The sequence below is a fragment of the Streptomyces sp. NPDC002701 genome, from assembly GCF_042889045.1.
In the GTDB taxonomy this organism is placed as follows: Bacteria; Actinomycetota; Actinomycetes; order Streptomycetales; family Streptomycetaceae; genus Streptomyces.
Window position 1 is genome coordinate 1 of sequence record NZ_JBIAQL010000047.1, and the last position, 22,788, is coordinate 22,788.

The window sequence follows — 22,788 nt, forward strand, 5'->3', positions numbered from 1 at the left end:
ACCGCCTCCAGGCCATCGAGCGCGAGACGGACGTGGCCTGACAGGTGGGGACGAAGAAAGGTACGCAACTGGGGATCTAACTCCGTACGCCGACACCGGCCGCACTCGTTCTTCGCGGCCTGGAAGCACTCCTCGATCGCCCAGCGCGACCCGGCGACCCGCACCAGCTCCTGGACCGTGGTCTGAAGGGATGCGTAGGCGAGGTAGTAGGCGATCTCGTCGGGCTTGCTGATGCTGCGCCGGGCCAGTGCCCACCGCATCCGGTGGGGGCCTCGCCCTGGTAGTCGAACTCGGCGACGGCCGGCAGCCGCACTGCCGCCCAGTGGTAGACGCGGGGCCCCTTCGCGCCGTCGCCGCACAGGTAATGGGCAGCGGCGAGGCGAGGGCCCGCAGCACCATGTGCCGGGCCAGTTCGCCCTTGGTGGCGAACTCCCGCTCGTCGGGGACCCTTGCGGTGCGGCAGCGTTCCCGGTCCTCGGTCCAGGACTTCGGGAGGTAGAGCTCGCGGTCGACCAGAGCCCGGCCGCGGGCGGAGGCGTAGGCGGCGAAGACACCGATCTGGCAGTTCTCGGTCCGGCCGGGGGCTTGTCCATAAATAACTGTCAGAGTTGACCTGCGAGACGGTCGTCAGTGGGACGCTGGAACGTGACTGTGCCTTCGCAAGTCCGCGTTCCCGCTGCCGAGTTGCAGTGCAAGTTCGAGCAGGTTCTGCCGCATCTCGACGAGCGCCGTCGTCGGCTGTACCTCGCCAGTGAGGCCGTCTCGCTCGGTCATGGCGGAATCGCCCTGGTAGCTACTGCCTCCCGAACCAGCACCGCCACCATTGCGCGCGGCATCACCGAACTGGAGATGCACGCTGCGCCCACGCACCGTATCCGGGCTCCGGGAGGCGGGCGCAAGCCGTTGACGGCGACCGACAGCGGTCTGCTGCCGGCTCTGGAGATGCTCATCGAGCCACATACCCGCGGCGATCCCGTCTCCCCGCTCCGGTGGACCACACTGTCGCTGCGGAGCTTGGCCCGGACCCTGTCCGCGCAGGGACACCTGGTCGGCGCCACGACCGTCGGCCGTCTGCTGCACGCGATGGGCTACAGCCTGCAAGGCACGGCCAAAACCACTGAAGGCGCACGCCATCCGGACCGCGACGCCCAGTTCGCCCACATCAACGCCACCGCCACCGCCTTCCTTGACGACGGCCAACCGGTGATCAGCGTCGACACCAAGGCCAAGGAGTGGATCGGCAACCGCGACCGGCCCGGCCGTGTCTGGCGCCCCGGCAAGGACCCGATCAAGGTGGACTGTCACTCCCACCTCTTCGACGACGACCAACCGGCGGCCATTCCCTATGGGGTCTACGACCTGGCCACCAACACCGGCTGGGTCAACGTTGGAACCGACCATGACACGGCCGAGTTTGCCACCGAATCCATCCGCCGCTGGTGGCGCCGCCGTGGTCGAGCAGACCATCCAGATGCGGACCGGTTACTGATCACCGCGGACGCCGGCGGCTCGAACAACCCCCGCTACTGGACCTGGAAGAAGCAGTTGCACGCCTTCGCCCGCGAGAGCGGCCTGAAGGTTACAGTGTGTCACTTTCCGCCGGGTACTTCGAAATGGAACAAGATCGAACACCGGATGTTCTGCCATATCACCGCCAATTGGCGCGGTCGGCCGCTGACCAGCTACCAAGTCGTACTCGAGACGATCGCCGCAACTACCACTGCGACCGGGCTGAGAATCGGCGCCGAGCTGGACACTGGCGACTACGCCCTCGGCACCACCGTCACGACCGCCGAGTTCCACGCCCTGCCGATCACACCCGATGCGTTCCACGGCAACTGGAATTACGCCCTGGCCCCGGATCCCCCAAGCCCTTCCGAAGAGCCGGCGACTCGTCGGCCGATCGATCCCGCTGTGACCTTGATGCTTACCGATCCGGCGCTGACCGGCATGGCACGCTCGGAGTTCACACACCTCGTGGCGGTCTCCGAACCGTACTGGGACGCCCTGGCCGAGGCAGCCTTCCAGCGTCGCTTCCACCGCCCCCGAGGCTACCTCCATCCGCAAACCAGCAGCCTGGACCACTTCCACCGGCTGCTTGCCGCACTCCTGCGCCGCCGCAAGGCCGCAACCAGCACCCTGATGGCCCAGATGCTGAGCGTCACACGAACCAACCTGTCCAACCAGTTCCAGGACGGCCACCGAATTCTCGACCTGCACCGCATCCCCGTCACACCGATACCCGGCTCACCTGCGCGCACGCTCCAGCAACTGCAAACTCGTCTGACGTCCGTGGAGAGCACCTCTACAGATCAACTCTGACAGTTATTTATGGACAAGCCCCGGCGGTTCCGGAGTACTGGCGCTGGACCCCGGCGGAGGTGGTGCCCTTCTTGATGAACCCGGTGTCGTCGATGATCAGTACGCCGTCGTTCTCGCCGAGCTTGTCGGCGACGTATTGCTGCAGCTCGTCGCGGATGTCGTCGGGCTCCCACTTCGATCCGGCGAGGAGGTGCTGCAGGCCGTCGGGCGTGCGGTGGCCGGCCTGTTCGGCCAGCTGCCAGCTGTTCTTTCGTGCTACCGGGGCGAGCAGCCCGCGTACGTAGTCACGCATGCGGCGGCGGAGCTCGACTCGGCCGAAGCGGTGCCCGATGGTCAGGAAGAGATCGTCCAGTTCGAGGTCCCACTGCGCGGCGGCATACTTGGTGATCACCCTCGGAGGCTGCCCCGCCGCTGTCACTACCTGCGGCGTTGTCGCACGATCGAGGGGCGGTCTCCGTGAGACCGCCCCCGCACGACCGAAGTCCCGTTACACTCCCGCCACCCGGCGAAAGACCAGGTCAGACAGCGAAATCCTGCTGGAGTACTAGAGCAGCGTCCGGACCGTCCACAACTCCGGGAACTCCCGGCGCTGGACCCGCCGCTGCAGCCAACTCACGCCTGACGTGCCTCCGGTGCCGACCTTGGCGCCGATCAGCCGCTCCGCGACGAGCGCATGAACCGCCCGCCACCGGCAGAATCCGTAGGACAGCTCGATGAGCGCTTCCGCCAGGTCGAACAGGGACTGGTGCTCGCGGCGGTTCTGGTAGACCTCCCGCCAGGCGTCGACCACGTCCGGGTGCTCCTCGTAGGGCTCACTCCAGTCGCGGTCGAGGCACCGGTCCGGCAGGGGAACGCCTCCCTTGTGCAGCTGCTCGAGGACGGCGTCGTAGAGGCTGGGCCGGGACATCAGCTCACGCAGACGTCGGGCCTCCGCGGCCGGCACGCCGCCGCGGAGGAGGAACGTGTGATCCCGTTCCCCGAGGCGCGTCATCAGCTCCCGATAGGTGACGGACTGGGCACCCGAGGCCGAACCGAGCGCACCGCGGAACGCCCCGAACTCCGTCGGGCTCAGGGTGCCGAGGACTTCCCACGTCTCCCTCAGCACTCCGTGGACGCGTTGCGCGCGCCCCACCTGGGTGATGGCGTCGAGCAGGTCTCCCTGCTCGACGTGGCGCTGCAGGCGGTCGATCTCCCCCACCAGGAGCTTCAACGTCAGCTCGGCGACCTGGTGCATGATGAGGAACAGGGGTTCGCCGGCGCCGTTCGTGATGCACGCCTGCAAGGACAGGAGCTTGTCCAACTGGAGGTACTGCGCGTACGAACCGTGATCCCGAGCAGGGGCACCAGTTCCGTGCGGAGAAGTCATGCCGTCCACCTGACGTGAGAGGGGCTCGTCCTGGTCGGGCTTCACGCCTCGTCGTCGAGTGCTCCTCGGGCCACGTCGGCGAGGGCGTGCTCCAAGAGGCCCCCGAATACCTCCAGGTCGCCCGACGACAGCACACGTCGCGGAGCCGTGAGAGAGACACCGAACGTCGACTGCCCCGGGGTGTCGAACACCCATGCGTCGATGTTCAGCTCCGTCAACGCCGAACGGCCGGGCGGCTCCGGCACATCGAGTGCCCCCAGCTCCGGGACCTCCGAGCAGAAGTCCCAGCCCGAGCTCGAACCCGATCTCGATCCGAACCTCCCGAGGTAGTTCACGCCGATCTGCCCGATGGGATGCTTCTCGAGAACGGCCCTCGTCTCGGGGTTGAGGTGTCGCAGGAGCCCGTAACCGATGCCCTTGTCGGGAAGACCCGACAGCGCGTCGACCGCACTGGCGTGAGCTGCGCGGGCCGAGACGGAGGGGGACCCCGGCACGGCGACACGCACGGGATAGGCGGTGGTGAAGCACCCAAACGTCCTCGTCAGGTCCACGCCCGGGAAGACGGACTCCTCCCTCCCGTGCCCCTCCAGCCACAGGAGCACGGACGAGCCCACGGTCGCATCGGTCCGACGGAACTCGGCCACCGCCACCGCGACGCTCGCCACCAGCAGACCGTCCATGCCGCCCGCACCCCGTTCCGCGGCCGCCAGCAACGATGCGGTGTGGTCGGGAGGGAGTACGAGACGTGCGTGGACGAGCGTGTCCGTCAGGTCGACCGTGGGGTCCAGGCGGTTGCGCCCCACGGGCTCGTCGGGCCCGTCGACGACCGACCGCCAGTACTCGAGTTCCTGGACGCGCGTGCGCGCAGCAGCTTCCCTGGTGAGGATGTCGACCCACTCCCCCATCCCGGTCGCCGGCAATGGCGGGACCTCTCGGCTGCCGGCCACCGCTGCGGGCGCCGAGAGAGCGGCCAGATCATCCAGCAGGACACGCCACGACACCCCGTCCACCACCGCGTGGTGGACCACCGCCAGGAGCCAACGTGCCTGCGTCGTCGCAGACTCGAACCAGACGAACTGGCCGATCACGCCCCCTGCGGGATCCAACCTCTGCACTGCCGAGTCGCGTTCCGCGACCACGAGCGACTGCCATGCCGCGCCCTCGACACCGTCAGGCACGTCGACCACTGTGATCGATGTCGCCACGGGGACGTTCGCGCGTGGGCCGACGACCAGGCAGCCGTCGCGATCCAGACGGCATCGGAGCAGCTCGTGCCGCTCAACCACCTTCTCCAGCAAAGGGACCAGGTCGGTCCGGAGGAAGCCGTCCGGAGCCTCGAAGAGGGCCGCCTGCGCGGACCGCTCGAACCCGGGTCCGGCGTCCCGGTTCCACTGCGTGACCGGGAGGAGCGGAATGCGCTTCTCCTGCGCCGGCCCGGTCGCCCGGTCGGACGACGGCACCTTCACGGCGGTCGTCCGGGCGACAGCGGCCAGTTTGGCCACGGTCCGGAGCTCGATCATCTGTCGAACACTGAACCGCAGGCCACGGGCGCGAGCCATCGAGACGACGCGCATCGCGCGGACGCTGTCCCCGCCCACCGTGTAGAAATCATCGTCGACACCGATGGTCTCGCGTCCGAGGACCTCGCAGAAGATGTCGGCCAAGCTGCGTTCCGCCGGACTGGACGGCGACGCGGAGGCATCGGACGTGAACTCCGGCACCGGCAACGCGGCCGCGTCGAGCTTGCCGTTGGGCATCAGGGGCAAGCGCTCGAGGACCACGAGGACGGCGGGAATCATGCTCGCGGGCAGCCTGTCGACGAGCCACGTCCGGCACCGCGCTGCCAGCTCGTCCCGCCACGCACCCGGGTCGCTCCCGCTGGTCCCCGACCACGTCCCGGCGCTGCCCGCCGGCACCGCATACGCGATCAACCGGCGCCCGTCGTCCTCGAACCGACCACCCGCGGCGCGGACGACCGCCTGGTCGACATCAGGGTGTTGGACGAGGACCTCCTCGATCTCGCCGGGCTCGATGCGGACGCCGTTGATCTTCACCTGCCCGTCCACCCGGCCGCGGAACACCAGTTCGCCAGCCTCGTTCCAGGAGACCAGGTCGCCGGTCCGGTACATGCGGTCCCCGGGCTCGGCGAAGGGGCATGCCACGAACCGGGACGCGGTCAGGCCCGGCTGCCCCAGGTACCCCCGCGCGAGGTGCGGGCCGTGCAGGTAGAGCTCGCCCGGCTCGCCCGTTGGGAGCGGCTCCAGCCGGCCGTCGAGGACGTACGCGTCGGTGCCCGCCATCGCCGGCCCGATCGGGATCTCGACCTCGTCCGCCGACAGTGGACGGCTCACGGTGGCGCAGACCGTCGTCTCGGTCGGCCCGTACCCGTTCACCATCCGGCGCCGCGCGGACCACGTTCGGATGAGGCCGAGCGAGACCTTGTCCCCGGTGGTGAGGAGCGACTCGACGGTCGACAGGGTTCCGTCGCCGGCCGCCGCGAGCACCTGCGGTGTCAGCATCACCGCGGTGACCCCGTGACGGGCGATGGTGTCGGAGAGCGACTTCCCAGGAGACAGGTCAGCTCGGTCGGCGAGCACCAGGGTGCTCCCGGAGGCGAGAGCGACGCACACCTCGGACAGCGACGCGTCGAAGGTCGGGAAGGCGAACTGGAGGACCCTGCTCCGCGACGTGATGTCCATCGATGTCGCCAGCGTGGAAACGAGGCCGGGAATCCCCGCGTGCGAGACCAAAACACCCTTCGGGTTGCCGGTCGACCCCGAGGTGTACATGACGTACGCCAGATCGTCGCGCGTCGCGGGCGCATGACGCTGCTCCGCCTCGCACTCCGGGTCGGGAGGACGACGCTCGGCGTCGAGGGCCTCGACCGTCACGATGCCGCTCCGCTGCGGCAGAGCCGACCGGACGCTCTCGTCGGCGACGATCAGGAACGGCGAGGCATCGCCGATCATGAACTCGATCCGCTTCCCCGGGCTGTCGGGATCGATCGGCAGGTACGCACCTCCCGCGCGGAGCACGGACAGCACGGTGGTCCAGAAGCTCAGGGGGTTCCGCACCGCCAGAGCGACGACGGACTCCCGCCCGACCCCACGGTCGACGAGCGCACGTGACCGTCGGACGATGACGGCGTCGAGTTCGGCGTAGGTGAGCCTCGTGTCGTCGCCGTAGACGACCGCGACAGCATCCGGGGTTCGTTCGGCCTGGTCCCTGAGGAGATCGTTGATCGTGGTCGACGGCGGGTTCGCGTGCGCGTTCATCGTGCCCTCATTTCCCAGGATCGGTCGAGGAGACCTTCTCGAGGACGATCATCCCGAATCTGAGGAAGGATGGCTCCGCCCGATCGTCCACCCAGATCGGAACCGCCGCGCTCTGGAACCCCCTGTTCACCGACGACAGCACGAGCGCCCCACCTCCTGCGAACGCCGACTGACCCTGGTGCAGCAGGTACCAGTTCTCGGAACCGCCGCCCAGGAACAGCTTGAACTCCATGCCGTCGCTCGCCGCCCGGATCTCCAGCTTGTGGCCGTCCGCCTCGTACGTTCCCACGCAGTGGGATTCCTGCAACGTGTTGGCGGCAGCTCCGTCGGCCGGCCACTGCCGATCGGTCGCGGCCAGCAGGATCTCGGAGTACAGGGGGAAAGACGGGAACGAATTGGTCATGACCAGGAATCCACGGTCCTCTTCCTTGAACATCCTCAGGAAGATGTGCTGCCCCTCGGTCGCAGCTTCGAAGCCGAAGGACTCGTCGTCGAAGAGCAGCCACCCGAGTCCCCATGAGTCGTACATCGGATGGCCGGGGATACCGATCTGCGGCGAGCGCATCTCGCGAGCGAGGGTCTCCGACAGCACCCGGACGCCGTTCCCGCCGACACCGTCGGACATCGCGCACCGCGCCAAGAGGCTGATCTCGTGCGGCGTCATGTAGATGGTGGTCGATCCGAAGCAGTCGGCCACCCGTTCGAGATCAGCCGGCGCCACGGGTTGGTATCCCTGGCCTCCCGCACGCGCTGAGTACCCCGTAACCACGGTCTCGTCGAGTCCGGAGAGCCCGCCTCCGTCCTCCGGCTCCGCGATCGCCGATATCCCGAGCGGCGTGAGCAGCATCGTGTTGACGGCGCGCTGCCAACTCTCCTGCAGGATGTTCTCGATCAGCACGGCAGCCACGGCCGTACCGATGTTGTTGTAGGCGAAGACCTGGCCGGGTTCAGCGATCTGCCGATAACCCTGGAGACCCTCCACGTACTCTGCAGGAGTTCGAGGATTCACCTGGTTCCAGACCTCGAACGCCTGGTCCACCCCCGTTGAATGACTGAGCGCGGATCGCAGCGTGATCGGTGCGCTCACGCCGTCCCGTCGTAAGCACGCCCCGGGAACGCGGTCGCACAACGGTTCGTCCAGCGAGACGACGCCCCGGTCGACGAGCATCATGGCCACGTACGCGATGAGGACCTTGGAGAGGCAACCGATGGGCTGCCGGGACTCGTCGGACCAGTCCCGCGCGGTGTCGAGGTCGCCGTGGCCCGAGAACGTGTAGTACGTGCTGTCGCCGTCGAGGAGTGCAACAGCCCCACCCGGCAGGCCCTCCGCGTCGACGACATCGTCGAGCGCAGCCCGGACGCGGCGCAACCTCTCTTCGGTTTCCACGGCAACCTCGTTCGACGTGTTGCTGGTCATCGCCGCCGGCTCCTTTCGCAGTGACGGTGGAGGTGGAGTGGGGGCGCCTAGGGGACGAGCGTCGTCCTGAGGGACCTGTAGCCGTACAGGAAGTTCGAGTACACGCGCTGCGGATGTTCCTCGGTCTCGATCGACGTAACGGACTCGGCGAGCGCCTGCAGCAGGTACGTGAGACTCGCCCGGCCCAGGGCGGCACCCAGGCAGAAGTGGGGACCCCAGCCGAAGCCGAGGTGCTTGTTGGGACGCCGGGACAGGTTCAACGAGCCGGGATCGTCGAACGCCTCCTCGTCGCGGTTCGCCGAGATGTTCCACAGGCTCACGACGTCGCCGCGAGCGATCCGGGTCCCACCGACGGTGACATCCTTCTCCGCGGTGCGGGCGAAGTGCATCGCCGGCGTGGCCCAACGGATGAGCTCTTCGACGGCGGTGTCGTAGTCGACCGACCCGCTCTTCAACGACCGCCACTGGTCAGGGTGGCCGTTCAGCGCTCTCACGGCCGAGGTCGCGGACATGCGAGACGATTCGTCACCACCCAGTATGAGGCTGTAGCAGTTGAGTGCGACGTCTTCTGTGCTGAGCTGTTCACCCTGTACGCGCCCGTGCGCCAGAGCGCTGATCGGGTCATCTCCGGGTGCCGCCCGTCTCTCCTCCACCAGATCGATGAAGTAGAGGATGATCTCGTTCCGGGCGTTCAGGGCGTCGAGCAGGGTATCATCCAGGCTCGTGGACGACAGCGTCTGCTTGTTCCACTCCATCAGCATTGTACGATCACTGCCCGGCACCTGCAGCACATCACAGATGGTCTCGATCGGCATACGGTCCGCTATCGACTCGACGAAGTCGAACTCACCGCTCCCGGTCCATCGCCGCACCAGTTGACGACTGCGTCTGAGCAACGTCGGCTCCATGCGGCGGACGTACTCCGGCGACAAGGCACGGGCCATGAGGATGCGCAGCTCGCGGTGCCGCGGCGGATCGGTCACCGCGAGCATCTTCCCGCCCGCAGAATCAGGGCCCCGGAGGAGCACGTCCAACACGGTCCCCCGGGACGAGGACAGACCGTCGACATTCACGTACGCATCACGAACGTCCCGGTAGCGCGATACGACCCAGAATCCGGGACGATCGCTCCTCGGCTCGTGCCAGGTGACGCCCCGACGGCGGGACTCCGCCCAGAAATCGTCGCCAGCTCCGGTGCCGCCCATGAAAGAGGGGTCCGCCAGATCCTGCTCGATGGGCCACACGCCGTCCGCTGACACCATTCAGTATCTCCTCGTACCGTGCCGGCGTTCGAGTGCGTGGCTGTTCACACGCAATGGTCTACTTGATGAACATCGGGATCGTCAACGTGCGCATCTGTCCCGAGCCCACGAGCAGGCTCGTGCTCCGACGGGCGGTCGAGGACGGACAGCTCGGTCCGATGGCGGGCGGATCGCCCGCGTCGAGGGTCACCGTTGCTGCTGCGGATTCCATTCGGGCCGTTGTCTGACCTGCTGCGGAACAACTGCCGGACCAACTCCGAACGTGCTGGTGACGCCGATGTGCACGGCGGGCAACACCTGCCGCGGCACGTTGTTTTGGCAGATTCCCGGGACGTCGACGCCCGAGCACGTAGGGTCGGTAGGGTCGGTCGCGCAGATCGTGATCGACCCCGACCCGGTACCGCCACGGGCCGCCCACCGGGCCGCCGAGGCGACACCCACCAGGCGAAGGAGACAGCACCATGACGACCGCCGACGGCGCCGCGCCACTGGTCGACGACACGACCGAGCCCGCGCCCGAGGAGCTGGCCCTCGGGCGCTACGAGCTCTATGACCCGGGGAAGCTGTTCGCCCACGACAGCACCTACATCAACTTCGGGTACTGGGCGGAGGCCACCACGTTCACCGGGGCCAGCGAAGCGCTCACCGACGCGCTCGCCCGCACGGCAGGGCTCGCACCCGGGGACCGTGTCCTCGACGTGGGCTTCGGTTTCGGCGCGCAGGACTTCCGATGGCTCACGACGTACCCGCACAGCACCATCGACGCCGTGACGATCACCGCGAGCCACCTCGCGCACGCCAGATCGCGCGCGGAACGCGAGGGCCTCACCGAGCGGATCACCTTCCATCGGTGCTCGGCGACCGCGATCGAACAGGCATTCATCGCCGGATCCTTCGACCGGGTGCTGGCGCTGGAGGCGGCTTTCCACTTCGACACGCGCGCGGAGTTCTTTCGCCAGGCCCACACCCTGCTGCGCCCGGGTGGGGTGCTCGCCGTGACCGACATCGTGCCCCGGCATCCGCAGGCGACCGGCACCGACGACCCGCTGCGCACGTCGATGTTCGCGGGTATGGCACCGGAGGCGAACTGGTACGGCGTCGACACCTACCGCGACCGGTTGGCCACGGCGGGGTTCGACGACGTCGAGATCAGGTCGATCCACGGCGACGTGTTCGCACCCTACCTGCGCGCTGCGCTCCGGACCGTCGACGACCCGGAGTACGTCGAGCGCGTCGGTACCGAGCTCGCCGACCTCGTCCGGGAGAACCTCAGCGACCAGGCGGCGCTGCACGCGCAGATCGACGGCCTCGACTACGTCCTGGTGCGGGCAGCCAAGAGCTGAACGCGCGCCCGCCACGGCTCGGGGGAGAACACGGGCACGGTCGGTGGGGTCGCCGTGCAGATCGCGCCGGCGAGGGCCTGACCGGCGGGAAGGCCGCAAGAACCACGACCACGGCCCGTCCGCTCGGAGCCGTGGAGCAGCGGACATCCCGCGCCCCGGCAACCCGCGTCCAACATATCGTCGGCTCACGCCACCTTCCCCCCCATCTGTCCTTGCTGATACGTTGTGAAGATGGGGTCGTGGCGAGACGCGGATGATATGGCCGAACGAATCAAGAGGAAGTGGTTCCGGCAATTTGTCACCCGGTCGTCCCAAGAAGAGCACCAGGCCCATTACGAAGAGATCTACGACCGTTTTGCGAACTACACGCTTATACCCGAAGACTCCTTCTGCGACAACCTCGCCCTGATCCATGAGCGATCGCGCGCACTCCGAGGCGCGTTCGTCGAATGCGGTACCTGGAAGGGCGGGATGGCCGCGGCGATGATGCAGATCGGCGGTCCCGGGCGCAAGTACCACTTCTACGACTCGTTCGAAGGCCTTCCTCCGGCGGCCACCATCGATGGACCCGACGCTGTCGCCTGGCAGTCCGACTCCGACGATCAGTTCTACCTCGACAACCTCCACGCGGATTACGACGAGTTCCTCTCCCTCATCCGTTCCTCGGGCGATCACGCTGACCACGTCTCTGTCGAGAAGGGGTGGTTCGACGACACCGTCCCGAACTACTGCGGTGATCCGATCGCGGTCCTGCGCATCGACGGGGACTGGTACCGATCCACCAAGCTGTGCCTCGACGTCATGTTCCAGCACGTCGAGGTCGACGGTGTGGTCATCCTCGACGACTACGACTTCTGGGACGGGTGCAGCAGGGCTGTTCACGACTTCCTGGCGGAAACCGGTTCGACCGCCCGGATCCGACGTACGGGGGACAGTTCCATAGCCTTCCTCCACAAGATCGATCCGTAATCCGTAGCAGGCGATCACCGCGCTGAGCGGGCTGCCACCTCGGCGCATCCAGCGTCATGATCGAACGCTACCGCTACCGCGGAGCTCGGATCCCGACTCCGTGGACCATCGAACCGGCAGCCAACAACGGCTGACCACTGGGCAAGCCACGTGGAGAGCCGGATGCGTGGCCAACACGCACGTCCGGTTCGGGTCGGCGGCCCAGAGAAACGGAACGGCAGCAATGCCGTTCACCGCGCTCTGGGCCGACCGCACATGGTCACGGGTGATCTGGAGTTCGCGCGGGTCTGAGACGGTGCCCGCCTCGCGGAGATCGGCCAGCCGACGCTGAAACTCCTCGGCCAGGTGCTGATAGGGCCCTGGCCGCTGGTTGCCCTGCGGGTCGGTGCGTGCGTAGAAGCCCGTTCTGGCGACGCCGGCTTCTCGTGCAAGAGTCTTGCGCGGGCTGGAAGCTGCCCCAGCAGTAGGCGGTCCATCGCAGCACGGATGCTGGCCTCGTTGCGACGGCGCTGTTCGGTGGTCAGCGGCATGATGTGCACTCCTGCATTGCGGTCTGCGGAAACGTGGCGGAGGTCTGGGCCAGTTGGCGGGCCAATGATCGGTCCCTCTGCGTCGGCCGTTCACGAGGTCGTGATCATGGAATATCGTGCCGGTCATGACCACGGATGACTGGTTGGCTGACACCCGCACCTCTTATGACACGGTCGCGGTCAGCTATGCCGACCAAGTGCGAGGTGCCCTCGCCGGACACCAGTACCTTTGCGCGGCGCTGGCGTTGTTCGCCGACAGCGTGCGGGTCGCTGGCGGCGGGCCGGTCGCGGACGTCGGCTGCGGCCCCGGTGAAGTCACCGCCCACCTGCATGAGCTCGGTGTCGACGCCTTCGGTGTCGACCTCTCTCCGGGGATGATTGACGTGGCCCGGCGCGACCACCCCGGCCTGCGGTTCGAGGTGGGCTCGATGGCGGAACTGGACCTCCCCGTTGCTTCGGTGGCCGGCCTGCTCGCCTGGCAGTCGTTGATCCACATCCCCGACGACGAGGTGCCGACTGTGTTCGGGCACTTCCACCGAGCAATGCGTCCAGGCGGACCGCTGCAGCTCCTGTTTCAGGTGGGTGACGAGTCGCAGTTGAAGACGGAGGGCTATGGCGGTCACCCGATGAAGGTCCATGTGTACCGCCGTCAGCCGGATCAGGTGGCATCCTGGCTGCGCGATGCCGGATTCGTGGTCGAGGCCGAGATGCTGCTCGACCCGGATGCGAAAGCTCAGCAAGCGATTCTTTTCGCACGTAGTAAGCCCTAACTTCTGCATATGTCGGGCTCGCCACTCGGAACCGAAGGACATGCGGGTGTACTCATAGCGGTGCTGGTGGCCTGGTCGATGCTGTCGAGCACTCGTTGGACGCGGTCGTGCTCGCGTCGTAGCCGGGTCTTCTCCCCTGTGGGGACTCTGGGGTTGCCGAGGAACGCTTGAAAGGTGGCCGCCTGCTCGGCCCAGATCGGGCGGTGACAGGCATGATGGGTGGCCTGCGGACAGCGGGCCGAGTCGCAGAGTCCGATCAGCGGCCGAGTCGCCTCGGTGGTCCCGGCCAGCCGCAGGCAGAGCGCTTTCGTTGGGTCGCGGAACCAGCAGTAGTTGGCCGGGCCGACATGCAGGGTTCCTGCGTGGGTGCGGAGCAGGTTCTCCACTCGACGGTCGGTGTCCAGCACCGACGACTCCAACGAGGCGCCTTCCTGGAGCGCTCCGTCGACGTGGGTGAATGTCGCGATGAGATCCCGAGCGCCGGGTCCGGCGGGGAGCTGTCCGGCTTGGAACTGGCGGAACGCGTCGATGGTCAGGTGCAGGTGGTGTTCCTCTTCCAGTTCCTGGACCTGGGCGTGGAACAGTGCTTGTGATCCGCCGGGGCGGTTGGCGTAGCCCTCGGTGGTGGCAGTCGACACGTGCTTGAGGTGGATCTTCGCCGCGAGCAGTCCGCCGGGACGTTGGGCTAGTTCCTGGGCAAGGGTGCGGCGCAGCATCCGGAGGTTGAGCGGGCCGGCGGGGATCGGTGTCAGACCGAGTCGATGCCCGGCGGGGCCGTTGATCCAGTTCCGCAGCCGTGGGTAGCTGGTGTGGAAGACCATCGCGCCGAACACGGGTTCGCCGATGTCGCCGCCGTGGAGGCGTTTGGCGAGCGCGATCGCTTGGTCGACCTCGGCGACGACGACCCACTCGTCGTTCTCGCCGCCGAACTGGCGGCCCTTGATGACCTTGCTGGCCAGGCGGAACCGCTGGCCGCCGCCGGTGACCATGCGGGGAGACAGCCGGGAGCCGACCCGCAGTTCCAGCAGTTCGCTCGTCCGCATGCCGCTGGCCGCCGCGGTGAGGATCAGGCAGGCGGTGCGGACCGCGGCGACCAGGCCCCGGATCTCGTGGTAGGACACCGGCAGCGTCCAGGGGCGGGGCTGCCCGCCGTCCGCGCCAGAAACCGGTGCTGCGGTGCGGCCCCAGGCATGCTGGACACCCAGCACCCGGACGGCGTGTTCGAGGTGCGGCCGGATCTGCTCGACGGGGCGCAGCAGCAGCTTTGACCATGTGCGGTCGGCCCAGAGCGCGGTGAACGGCATTGCTGCCGTTCCGTTTCTCTGGGCCGCCGACCCGAACCGGACGTGCCTGTTGGCCACGCATCCGGCTCTCCACGTGGCTTGCCCAGTGGTCAGCCGTTGTTGGCTGCCGGTTCGATGGTCCACGGAGTCGGGATCCGAGCTCCGCGGTAGCGGTAGCGGTAGCAGTAGCAGTAGCAGTAGCGTTCGATCATGACGCTGGATGCGCCGAGGAACATGGTGCCGCTGTCGGCGAACCTCCATCCCTGGTCACAGAATCCCTTCAACTGGCTGCTGGGGATGCCGTGTTTGCGGCGGAGCCAGATCGCGACGCGGTGCCACGCGTGGTGGTCGACCGCGTTGAATGTCCGCTTCGCCGCGCCGTGTCGGAAGTAGGTCGCCCACCCGGTCATCGTCCGGTTCAGGCCCTCCAGGAGGGTGGCCAGATTCTGATTCTGGGTGTATCTGTAGGTCCGTTCCGAGACTCGGTCCTTGACGGCCTTGATGGCCTTCTTCGAGGGCCGGGTATAGACGACGAGCTTGTTCGTGTCGCGTTTCCGCTGGCGGCGGATGTGGTGGCCGAGAAAGTCGAAGCCGTCTTCGATGTGGACCACACGGGTCTTCTCCGGTGAAAGCCGCGGTCCGAGCGGGGCCAGGACCTCGGCGACCTGCTCGCACAGGGCCGACACCTCGGCCCGGTGGGCCGGGCCGCTGACGAGGACGACGAAGTCGTCCGCGTAGCGGACCAATCTCCAGTTTCCCGTTCCGATCTTGCGTCGCTTCTCGCGCTGCCAACTGGTGCCCATCCGGGTGTGCCACCGGACGTGGAAGTGCTCGTCCAGTGCCGTCAGAGCGATGTTGGCCAGCAGCGGGGAGAGGATCCCGCCCTGGGGAGTGCCGGTGGGGGTGTCCTTGGCGATGCCGTGGTGCATGACCCCGGCCTTCAAGTACGCCTTCACCAGCGCCAGAACGCGCTTGTCGGAGATCCTGGCCCGTAGCCGGTCCATCAGGGCGACGTGATCGATGTTGTCGAAACACGCCTCGATGTCGGCTTCCAGGACTACGGAGTAGCCCCGGCGGGCCAGATACACAATCTCCGCGATGGCGTCATGGGCTCGGCGGCCCGGCCGGAACCCGTAGGAGACCGGCAGGAAGTCGGCCTCGAAGATGGGCTCCAGGACCGCCTTCAGTGCGGCTTGCACGCCCCGGTCCTCACGGTCGGAATGCCAAGATCACGCATCTTCCCGTTGGACTTGGGGATCTGGGTGCGCCGCACCGGTGCGGGCCGGTAGATCCGCGCCTTGAGCTCGTCCCTGATGTCCATCAGGAACGGCTGTACTCCCGGCCCGGATTCGATCGCGGCCACGGTCAGCCCGTCGATCCCAGCCGTCTTCGCCCCGGTGTTGCCCGCGCCCCTGTGCCAGGCATCGATCAGGAACCCCGGGTCGTAGACCAGTGTTGTACAGATCGTCGAATCGGCGCGAGGCATCCGCCTGCGCCCGCTGGTGCAACTTGAGCTGCATCTTCCGTACCGGGACACCCAGCCGCCAAGCGGCGGCCATCCCGACCCCGGTGTTCACCAGGGCATCTTCGGACGTTGCAGTCCTCTCCTTGTCTGTCACGCTGCCGCCCTTCCCCGTGCGGCCGGCTCTCCCGGCCCCGGAGTACTACGGAGGCTCCGCCCCGCCCACGCCCTTCGGCGGGCAACGCGCCTATCCCGTCCCGTGCCGCTGGAGGCGACTTGGGTCGGGAGCAGATCGCGGACGGTTCCCACGTTCACCGCTGATCGATCGACGGGTGAGGCGCCCGGCTATGCCCCTGCGGCATCGCCACGGTTACGCCGTAGACCTTCACGGGTCTTCTCCTCAGGCGGTAGAACACCCGTAGGCAACGGGCTCTGCCAAGAACTCTGACGCGCGACACACGCGACACAGAACCAGCAAGCGCCCGAAAGTTCAAGTCTGGTTAGAGGGGGACATGGTCGTTAGCATCGGCGTCCGTTTCACGTGCCCTCGCGTACATCTCGCCGTCGAATTCCGGCCAACATCACAGCCACTCACTAGTGGGGGCTTCTGATGTGGCACCATCTCCATAACGGCAGCAGGATAGCTGGCGCAGGTTATCAGAATCAGTGCCGACTGCCCGACCAAGCGGGCGAATCGTCGAACATCTCGCGGGGTTCCGACTGCACGAACTCGAATTCGGAAGATGGGAGTGCAGGCTTCGGTCCGAGGACGCAAACGACGATGCACCGATGCGCACGAGCCGACGTCCACGGGTCGGCCGGTATCCACACCCGCAGCGCCGGTCCGACAGGTGATCGGCGCGCAGGAACATGGCAATGAGTCAACAACGAATTCGGAGGAGCATCCGTGATCGGTCCCGAGATGCCGTGCAAGCGGAGCGCGATCCACAACCTGACCATTGATGCGGCCGATCGATCCACGGACGAAAGCGCGCGGTCGGACTCCGCCATCCGTGAGGGCATCGCGCTGCCGCCGGAACTGTGCGCCGTGAGCGATCTCGTGCTCGGGGAGGCGGTGATCGTCGCTCGCATCGGCGCCAGCAACATCGAGAACCGAGTGCACACGTTCGTCGTGCATTCCGACACCGGCATGGTGGAAGCACGCGGCAGCGTCGCCCACTTCCTGAGCGCAGGCGACCTGGTGTGCATCATCTCGGAGACCAGGCTCGGGGATCGCGGCCAGGAACTCCACGCGGACGGAACGCTGCCCATCGTCGACTACGGCATCATCCCGGGCAACAAGCTGGACACCGGGACGTTGAAGTACGAGCGCCTGACCGGTGACGAGGAACTGGGGTCGGTGCCGGACGAACACCCGCTCAGGGAGGAGCTGATGCCCAGGCTGATGGTCAACAGCTTGATCACGGGGCTCGTCGTCAACGACACGAAGGACGACTGCCTGCTCGGGAGCGCGGAGATCCCGGGCAGCGTGATGCGCGAAGCCAACATGTCCCGGCACACAATGGTGACGGTCTACAACTCGTCGGCCGGCGGCGGGACGAACACCTACGCCGTGCCCATGCCCGACGGCGTGATCATGACCACCGGGGCCATGGCCGGATTCGCTCCGCTCGGAGCAACGGTCAGCGTCGCGTCGTTCCGGTTCGCCGACAAGAACCATCGCATGTCGCTGGTCCTGACCGACGGAACTGCGGCGATCCGGCAGTAGCTGCACACGTCGTTCGACGCGATGAGCGGCCGGCGCGAGGGCCCGGCGCATCGCGACGCCGACCACGCGGTGTTCCGAGATCCCCATCAGCACGACGATCGACAGGAGCAGCACACGATGTCCGAGACCTCCAGCTCCCACGAACTCCCGCAGGACCTCGTCCTGCCCGTGCCGGATGGGTTCGTACCCCGCGAGGAGATGCGTCCCCTCACCCCCTTCCTGGGCAACTGGCGATGCGAATCCACGGTGTACCCTCCGGGACGCGAGGATTCCCCGGTGAAGGGATTGTTCCGGGGCAAGCTCTCGCCGATCCTCCGGGGCACGTGGTACGAGTGGGACTACACCCAGGAACCGAACGAGCTGCACCCGACGGGTCAGCACTGCCGATACATCTTCGGCTGGAGCCCCGAGCTCGAGCAGTTCGTGTCGATCTACTTCGACGATCGGGGCAACCACATCGATGCGGTCACGTCGGGTGCTGGTTGGGTCGACGGTCACCTGATCTTCTCGGGCTCGATCCTGTTGCGCGACCACGGCGGCGACGTCATCATGACCGACGATTTCACCTCCGACGGACCAGGGCATCTGCACAACGTGGTGACCATCACGTCCGACGGGATCCCGAAACTGCACGCGGAGCTCGACTTCCGCCACGAGAATCCCTGACGCGTCCGGCCGGCATGACGTATCCACAGAGAGCGGAGATCGCAGTTGCCAAAGATCATCCTTCCGAACTTCCGGGCCGACTACTCGGAGCAGGTTCGCGACTGGTTGGGAATCTCGGATGCGACGGCGTCGTCGACCGACACGACGGCGAGGTTCCTGTGGCACGCGGAGGACGGGGACGTGCTGGTCATACCCGACACCGTGGACCCCGACTTCCCGGGCTACGTTGCGGACACCCTCGGAATCGACGGCACGAGCGTCCACGTGGAGCGGACGCAGACTCCGCTGAGCGAAGCGGTCCTGCAGGATCCGGAGTTCATCGACCGGCTCGCCGCGCACACGGGAACCGGCGCGGGATGGAGCTTGTTCCCCTGCGTGTCGACGCGCGCCGCCGCGCAGCTGACCCGGAAGCTGAACGTCGCAGCGCTCGACGGCTACGAGTTCGCCATGCAGAACGGCATCGATCTGCTGAACATGAAGTCGACGTTCCGCAGGCTGGCGGCCGGTCTCGGCACCCCGCTGACGGACGGCGTCGTCGCTCGCGGTCCGGCTGAGGTGCGGAGCGCGATCCAGGAACTGATCGCTGAGACCGGAATGGTCATCGCCAAGCAGGACAGGAGTGGTGGCGGCCACGGCAACATCGGAATATCGACGTCGCCGGAGTCGTCCTTCCCGGGAACGCGCGAGGTCCTGGCGTACGCCAACGACCAGCTCGATACCCTCGCAGACACCCTGTGGTCGCAGCTGACGGACACCCAGAACCAGTTCATCACGTTGGAGACGTACCACCGCGCAGACCAACGATTCTTCTTCGAGTACCACCTCGACGGCGACCGTGCACGTTTCCTGCACAGCTCGATCCTGAAGTACGAGCAGTTGCCGGAGGGTTCTGGCGGCAGCGCCAAGTGGATCGGACTGGACTCCCCGTCACGTTCTGAGTTCGAGGCGACCTTGAAGCCCGCGGAAGAGTTCATCGAACTGGTCCGGACCATCGGCTACCGCGGGTACGTGAACATCGACGGCATCGTGCTGGACGATGGCCGGGTCTTCTTCCACGAGATCAACGCTCGCTGGAGCGGCGGTCTCATCTACCACACCGTCGCCGAACGACTCCTCGGGCACGACTACGCCCGCAACAACTTCTTCTCTTCCATCCTCAATGTTGTGCCCGCGGGGCTCGCGGACCTTCTCCGGTCGATCGAGAGGGCGGGCGTGAGGTACGACAAGGACTCAGGTGAAGGGGCTGTGGTTCTCGGCTGCAACTCGGATCTCGGTCCGGGAGCCGAACTGCTCGTGTTCTCCAAGGACTGGGATCGGCTCACAGCGATGAAGGACGAGATCGCCACGACGGCCGGAACGTTGTCTTAAGGATGTGAGAGGGAATGTGGGGATGGAAAATTCGCGTCACGGCTTCTCCGACATCAAGAAGCTCCGGCACCTGAGTGACGGCTACTGGGACTCGGCGGCACGGCTCGGAGTCCATGGCGCAGTGCTGCAGGCCGTCCCGGGAGGAAGACTCAGCGCGCCGGACGGTCGAGTAGCGGTCAACATGTCGTCCTACTCCTATCTGGGGCTGGACGAGAGCCCGAGGATCATCGACGCCGCGATCGCCGCGCTGCGGAGCAACATGGTCCTGAACAGTTCGTTGTCGCGAGTCCGGATGACCCTTCCGCTCCTCGAAGAAGCCGAGTGCGCACTCGGCGATCTGTTCGGGGCGGATGTGGCGACCCTCAATTCGTGCTCGGCAGCGGCGTGGGCCACGTTGCCGGTCCTGGCTTCCGGTCTCCTCACCGATGGTGTCGCCCCGGTGATGGTGTTCGACAAGCGCGCCCATTTCTGCATGGCGTCGCTCAAGTCCCTGTGTGCCGACGAGACCAGGGTCGAGACGATCAGGCACAACGACGTCGACGCTCTTGCCGACATCTGCAGGAAGAACAAACGCGTAGCTTATGTCTGCGATTCCGTCTACAGCACGGGAGGAACTCTAGCGCCACTTGAGGAACTCTTCGAGCTACAGGAGGAGTTCGGGCTCTTCCTCTACTTCGACGAAGCACACAGCACGTCGGTGATCGGTGACATGGGCCGGGGTTATGTTCTGGACCGGATGGGCGCGATCAACGATTCGACCATGCTCATCACGTCGCTGAACAAGGGTTTCGGTGCATCAGGCGGTGCCATCGTGTTCGGCCCCAGGGACGACGACCGCAAACGAAAGATCATCCAGCGCAGCAGCGGCCCGATGATGTGGTCCCAGCGTTTGAACACTCCGGCACTGGGCGCGATCATCGAGTCCGCCAAGCTCCACCGCAGTGAGGCTCTGCCTGAGTTGCAAGCCAAACTGCACAGCAACATTGCGCTTTTCGATGGCCTCGTTCGTGCCGCTGGCCAGGGAAACAGCGTCCCGATCCGATACCTGGAGCTGGGTTCCGAGGCCGATACGCTGGAAACGTCGGCTTACCTGTTCGACAACGGATTCTACGTGGAGCCGGACTTCTTCCCAATCGTCAGCAGGGGTGCGGCGGGCCTGCGCGCCCGAATCCGGTCCTCCATGTCGACCGCGGACATCGAGCAGTTCGCACACGTGTGGCACAAGCTCGGGGTCGATCAGCAGTAGGAGGTCGAGTCTGAGGCTCACCTGCTTCGCCACCAACACGCCCGGCCGGCCGATCGCCGAGCTCGAGCTCCGTCACCGGCTGCGGGCCAGGGCCGAGGACCGCATCCGGGCCGCCCGGGCCACCGGTCCGCGCAACCTGCCCCTCAAGCGCATGGCACAAAACCGGGTCTGGCTGGAGATCGTGCAGATCGCTCTCGACCTGCTGGCCTGGATGCCCATGCTCGCGCTGACCGGCGAAGCCATACTCTGGGAGCCCCGCCGCCTGCGGCTTCGTCTGCTCAGCACGGCTGGACAGCTCGTGACCACCGGCCGCCGCCGGATCCTCCGCCTGGCCCGGCACTGGCCCTGGACCAGCCACATCACCGCAGCTCTCGACCGACTCGCACTCCTCCCGAACCTCGGCTGATCAGCAGATTCACCCGTCCCTGCGAAAGAACCCTCCACCCCGGAGCAGTGGAACCCGGCGTCCGCCCGAGACGACACTCGGGACCTCAGCCTGCACAGCCTCAGTCCACAGCACGAAAACGGTCCACCGACTCCGTCGGCGGACCGTCACGAAACTTCGAGGCTAACGAGCTCGTGCACGACAAGCGGTGAGACGTCGAGAGCCTCGGTGGGGCCCGTGCTCACGTCTGCCGTGTCGAGTGCAGGTCCGCGGTCTGCTGGTGGGACAGCAGGCCGGCGACGGCCTGGACGGTGTCGCTCATGTGCTCGCGGCGGCCGAGGTGCCGGGTCAGGGCCCGCCAGTTCTTCAGATGGGCGATGCCGTGCTCGACCCGGATACGGCGCGAGGAGTGTGCCTTGCGCTGGCGCTCGTACATCTCCTCGTACCAGTCCGGGGCGTTCTTCTTGAACTTACGGTGCGGGGGCGTCACCACCCGGCCGCCGGTCTGCGCGCCCAGGCCCTGGTAGCCGGCGTCGGCGAGGATCTCGAGCGCGGGCGCGTCGGCCAGGAGCGTGACCAGCCCCAACTGGCGGGCGTGGGTGATGTCCGCGCAGCTCGCGGGACGAGCGGGGCTGCACCACAGCACACGCCCCGTGTCGTCCGTGACCACCATGGATTTGACGGCGTTCTGCTTGTTCTTGCCAGAGATGAACTTGTCCCGGTCCTTGCGCCCTGCGGCGGGTCGCCGGACACGGACCTCGGTGCCGTCGATGATGCCGGTCGTCCCGCTCGAGCCGAGGTGATCGACGACCTCGGCCAGGGTTCGCAGCCGCACGTCGGGGCTGACGGTGCAGCCTCGCTCGGCGAGCAGCGGCCGCACCTCGTTGACAGCTCGTGTGATGGTCGAGCGGTCAACGCCGAACCAGCAGGCCAGTACGTCGTGGGTGGCGCCGTGCCGAAGATGGACGAGGGTGGCCAGCAAGCGGTCGACGAACACCAGGCGGTGTTTCGGCCCGCCGCCCACGGCCCGCCTCCGCAGCCGGGAGGCCAGCTTGGCCTGGTGACGCTCATGCCACAACGGACCTATCTCGGCTACGAGTTCAGCGATCACATCGCCCGTCAGGCCCGTGATGCGACGGTTGCTGATGATCACTGCACGAGCCCTGTTCTCCACCACCCGACCATGATCAACCATCACGAGCTCGACGTCTCACCGCTTGTCGTGCACGAGCTCGTAAGCGTTGTCCCGTAAATGATCTACGGCATGCTGGTTGACCGGCGTCGTTGCCCGCTCATCCGTCGAGGGTGAGGTTGTGCAGGCGGGCGATGCCGAGCATGGCGTGGTGGACGCCGTCGCCCTTGAGGCGGCAGTCGCGGAGGATCTTCCAGGTCTTC

Annotated in this window: 17 protein-coding genes and 4 pseudogenes; 9 read left to right on the plus strand and 12 right to left on the minus strand. The window is 66.7% G+C overall.

The window, feature by feature from the left end:
- Positions 1-98: 98 nt before the first annotated feature.
- Positions 99-594, minus strand: a pseudogene (locus tag ACFYXC_RS40855) (transposase); the annotation flags it as partial.
- A gap of 51 nt (positions 595-645) precedes the next feature.
- On the opposite strand from ACFYXC_RS40855, the pseudogene ACFYXC_RS40860 reads away from it, so the two are divergent.
- Positions 646-2,330 (plus strand): annotated as a pseudogene (locus ACFYXC_RS40860) (ISAzo13 family transposase); the annotation flags it as partial.
- On the opposite strand, the gene ACFYXC_RS40865 reads toward ACFYXC_RS40860, so the two are convergent.
- From ACFYXC_RS40865 to ACFYXC_RS40890, 6 genes are all read right to left on the minus strand, one after another.
- Positions 2,330-2,713 (minus strand): transposase, encoded by a 384-nt coding sequence (locus tag ACFYXC_RS40865; RefSeq protein WP_389558100.1) that lies wholly within the window; start codon positions 2,711-2,713, stop codon positions 2,330-2,332. The pseudogene ACFYXC_RS40860 and the gene ACFYXC_RS40865 overlap by 1 nt on opposite strands.
- Positions 2,714-2,866: 153 nt before the next feature.
- Entirely contained in the window at positions 2,867-3,688 is an 822-nt protein-coding gene (locus tag ACFYXC_RS40870; protein WP_389558102.1) for a tryptophan 2,3-dioxygenase, read from the minus strand.
- Between the two features lie 41 nt (positions 3,689-3,729).
- Positions 3,730-6,963, minus strand: coding sequence for an amino acid adenylation domain-containing protein (locus ACFYXC_RS40875; RefSeq protein ID WP_389558104.1), 3,234 nt, complete (start codon positions 6,961-6,963; stop codon positions 3,730-3,732).
- Positions 6,964-6,970: 7 nt separating this feature from the next.
- A complete protein-coding gene (locus tag ACFYXC_RS40880; protein WP_099970843.1) occupies positions 6,971-8,380 on the minus strand; it encodes a serine hydrolase in 1,410 nt (469 codons plus the stop codon).
- 47 nt (positions 8,381-8,427) lie between these two features.
- Positions 8,428-9,642, minus strand: a complete 1,215-nt coding sequence (locus ACFYXC_RS40885) for a cytochrome P450 (RefSeq protein ID WP_389558106.1) — start codon at positions 9,640-9,642, stop codon at positions 8,428-8,430.
- A 58-nt stretch (positions 9,643-9,700) separates the two neighbouring features.
- A complete protein-coding gene (locus ACFYXC_RS40890; protein WP_389558108.1) occupies positions 9,701-9,853 on the minus strand; it encodes a hypothetical protein in 153 nt (50 codons plus the stop codon).
- A 250-nt stretch (positions 9,854-10,103) separates the two neighbouring features.
- Here ACFYXC_RS40890 and ACFYXC_RS40895 point away from each other — a divergent pair, with 250 nt between their 5' ends.
- The 3 genes from ACFYXC_RS40895 (at position 10,104) to ACFYXC_RS40905 (ending at position 13,254) form a co-directional block, all read left to right on the plus strand.
- A complete protein-coding gene (locus ACFYXC_RS40895; RefSeq protein WP_249954483.1) occupies positions 10,104-10,985 on the plus strand; it encodes a methyltransferase domain-containing protein in 882 nt (293 codons plus the stop codon).
- Positions 10,986-11,216: 231 nt separating this feature from the next.
- Positions 11,217-11,954: a TylF/MycF/NovP-related O-methyltransferase gene (locus tag ACFYXC_RS40900; protein WP_389558110.1), complete on the plus strand. Its 738-nt coding sequence runs from the start codon at positions 11,217-11,219 to the stop codon at positions 11,952-11,954.
- A gap of 655 nt (positions 11,955-12,609) precedes the next feature.
- Positions 12,610-13,254 (plus strand): class I SAM-dependent methyltransferase, encoded by a 645-nt coding sequence (locus ACFYXC_RS40905; RefSeq protein ID WP_099970846.1) that lies wholly within the window; start codon positions 12,610-12,612, stop codon positions 13,252-13,254.
- Here ACFYXC_RS40905 and ACFYXC_RS40910 read toward each other — a convergent pair.
- The 3 genes from ACFYXC_RS40910 to ACFYXC_RS40920 form a co-directional block, all read right to left on the minus strand.
- Complete coding sequence (locus ACFYXC_RS40910; RefSeq protein WP_389558113.1) at positions 13,251-14,558, minus strand: hypothetical protein; 1,308 nt, start codon at positions 14,556-14,558, stop codon at positions 13,251-13,253. The two genes, ACFYXC_RS40905 and ACFYXC_RS40910, sit on opposite strands and share 4 nt — an antisense overlap.
- Positions 14,559-14,647: 89 nt before the next feature.
- The gene (locus ACFYXC_RS40915; protein WP_389558115.1) at positions 14,648-15,736 is read right to left on the minus strand and encodes a reverse transcriptase domain-containing protein; all 1,089 of its coding nucleotides are present in this window, start codon (positions 15,734-15,736) and stop codon (positions 14,648-14,650) included.
- Entirely contained in the window at positions 15,721-16,023 is a 303-nt protein-coding gene (locus ACFYXC_RS40920) for a hypothetical protein (RefSeq protein WP_389558117.1), read from the minus strand. The genes ACFYXC_RS40915 and ACFYXC_RS40920 overlap by 16 nt, the downstream gene beginning before the upstream one ends.
- An 883-nt stretch (positions 16,024-16,906) precedes the next feature.
- Between ACFYXC_RS40920 and ACFYXC_RS40925 the strand changes: the two genes are divergently transcribed.
- From ACFYXC_RS40925 to ACFYXC_RS40945, 5 genes and pseudogenes are all read left to right on the plus strand, one after another.
- Positions 16,907-17,728 carry an aspartate 1-decarboxylase gene (locus ACFYXC_RS40925; protein ID WP_389558119.1) on the plus strand — a complete coding sequence of 274 codons (822 nt, stop codon included), beginning with the start codon at positions 16,907-16,909 and terminating at the stop codon, positions 17,726-17,728.
- Between the two features lie 21 nt (positions 17,729-17,749).
- Positions 17,750-18,394 (plus strand): hypothetical protein, encoded by a 645-nt coding sequence (locus ACFYXC_RS40930; RefSeq protein ID WP_389558121.1) that lies wholly within the window; start codon positions 17,750-17,752, stop codon positions 18,392-18,394.
- 45 nt (positions 18,395-18,439) lie between these two features.
- Entirely contained in the window at positions 18,440-19,762 is a 1,323-nt protein-coding gene (locus tag ACFYXC_RS40935) for a hypothetical protein (RefSeq protein ID WP_308404968.1), read from the plus strand.
- 22 nt (positions 19,763-19,784) lie between these two features.
- The gene (locus ACFYXC_RS40940; RefSeq protein ID WP_389558123.1) at positions 19,785-21,008 is read left to right on the plus strand and encodes an aminotransferase class I/II-fold pyridoxal phosphate-dependent enzyme; all 1,224 of its coding nucleotides are present in this window, start codon (positions 19,785-19,787) and stop codon (positions 21,006-21,008) included.
- Between the two features lie 10 nt (positions 21,009-21,018).
- A pseudogene (locus tag ACFYXC_RS40945) lies at positions 21,019-21,414 on the plus strand (transposase); the annotation flags it as partial.
- Positions 21,415-21,634: 220 nt separating this feature from the next.
- Here ACFYXC_RS40945 and ACFYXC_RS40950 read toward each other — a convergent pair.
- Both ACFYXC_RS40950 and ACFYXC_RS40955 read right to left on the minus strand, forming a co-directional pair.
- A complete protein-coding gene (locus ACFYXC_RS40950) occupies positions 21,635-22,570 on the minus strand; it encodes a transposase family protein (protein ID WP_389558124.1) in 936 nt (311 codons plus the stop codon).
- A gap of 115 nt (positions 22,571-22,685) precedes the next feature.
- Positions 22,686-22,788, minus strand: a pseudogene (locus ACFYXC_RS40955) (IS5/IS1182 family transposase); the annotation flags it as partial.

Excerpts from the sequence above, each read along its gene's own strand:
- ACFYXC_RS40870 (WP_389558102.1), bottom strand. The coding sequence starts at position 3,688 with ATGACTTCTCCGCACGGAACTGGTGCCCCTGCTCGGGATCACGGTTCG.
- ACFYXC_RS40875 (WP_389558104.1), bottom strand. The coding sequence starts at position 6,963 with ATGAACGCGCACGCGAACCCGCCGTCGACCACGATCAACGATCTCCTC.
- ACFYXC_RS40880 (WP_099970843.1), bottom strand. The coding sequence starts at position 8,380 with ATGACCAGCAACACGTCGAACGAGGTTGCCGTGGAAACCGAAGAGAGG.
- ACFYXC_RS40885 (WP_389558106.1), bottom strand. The coding sequence starts at position 9,642 with ATGGTGTCAGCGGACGGCGTGTGGCCCATCGAGCAGGATCTGGCGGAC.
- ACFYXC_RS40890 (WP_389558108.1), bottom strand. The coding sequence starts at position 9,853 with ATGGAATCCGCAGCAGCAACGGTGACCCTCGACGCGGGCGATCCGCCC.
- ACFYXC_RS40895 (WP_249954483.1), top strand. The coding sequence starts at position 10,104 with ATGACGACCGCCGACGGCGCCGCGCCACTGGTCGACGACACGACCGAG.
- ACFYXC_RS40900 (WP_389558110.1), top strand. The coding sequence starts at position 11,217 with ATGGGGTCGTGGCGAGACGCGGATGATATGGCCGAACGAATCAAGAGG.
- ACFYXC_RS40905 (WP_099970846.1), top strand. The coding sequence starts at position 12,610 with ATGACCACGGATGACTGGTTGGCTGACACCCGCACCTCTTATGACACG.
- ACFYXC_RS40910 (WP_389558113.1), bottom strand. The coding sequence starts at position 14,558 with ATGCCGTTCACCGCGCTCTGGGCCGACCGCACATGGTCAAAGCTGCTG.
- ACFYXC_RS40920 (WP_389558117.1), bottom strand. The coding sequence starts at position 16,023 with ATGCCTCGCGCCGATTCGACGATCTGTACAACACTGGTCTACGACCCG.
- ACFYXC_RS40930 (WP_389558121.1), top strand. The coding sequence starts at position 17,750 with ATGAGCGGCCGGCGCGAGGGCCCGGCGCATCGCGACGCCGACCACGCG.
- ACFYXC_RS40940 (WP_389558123.1), top strand. The coding sequence starts at position 19,785 with ATGGAAAATTCGCGTCACGGCTTCTCCGACATCAAGAAGCTCCGGCAC.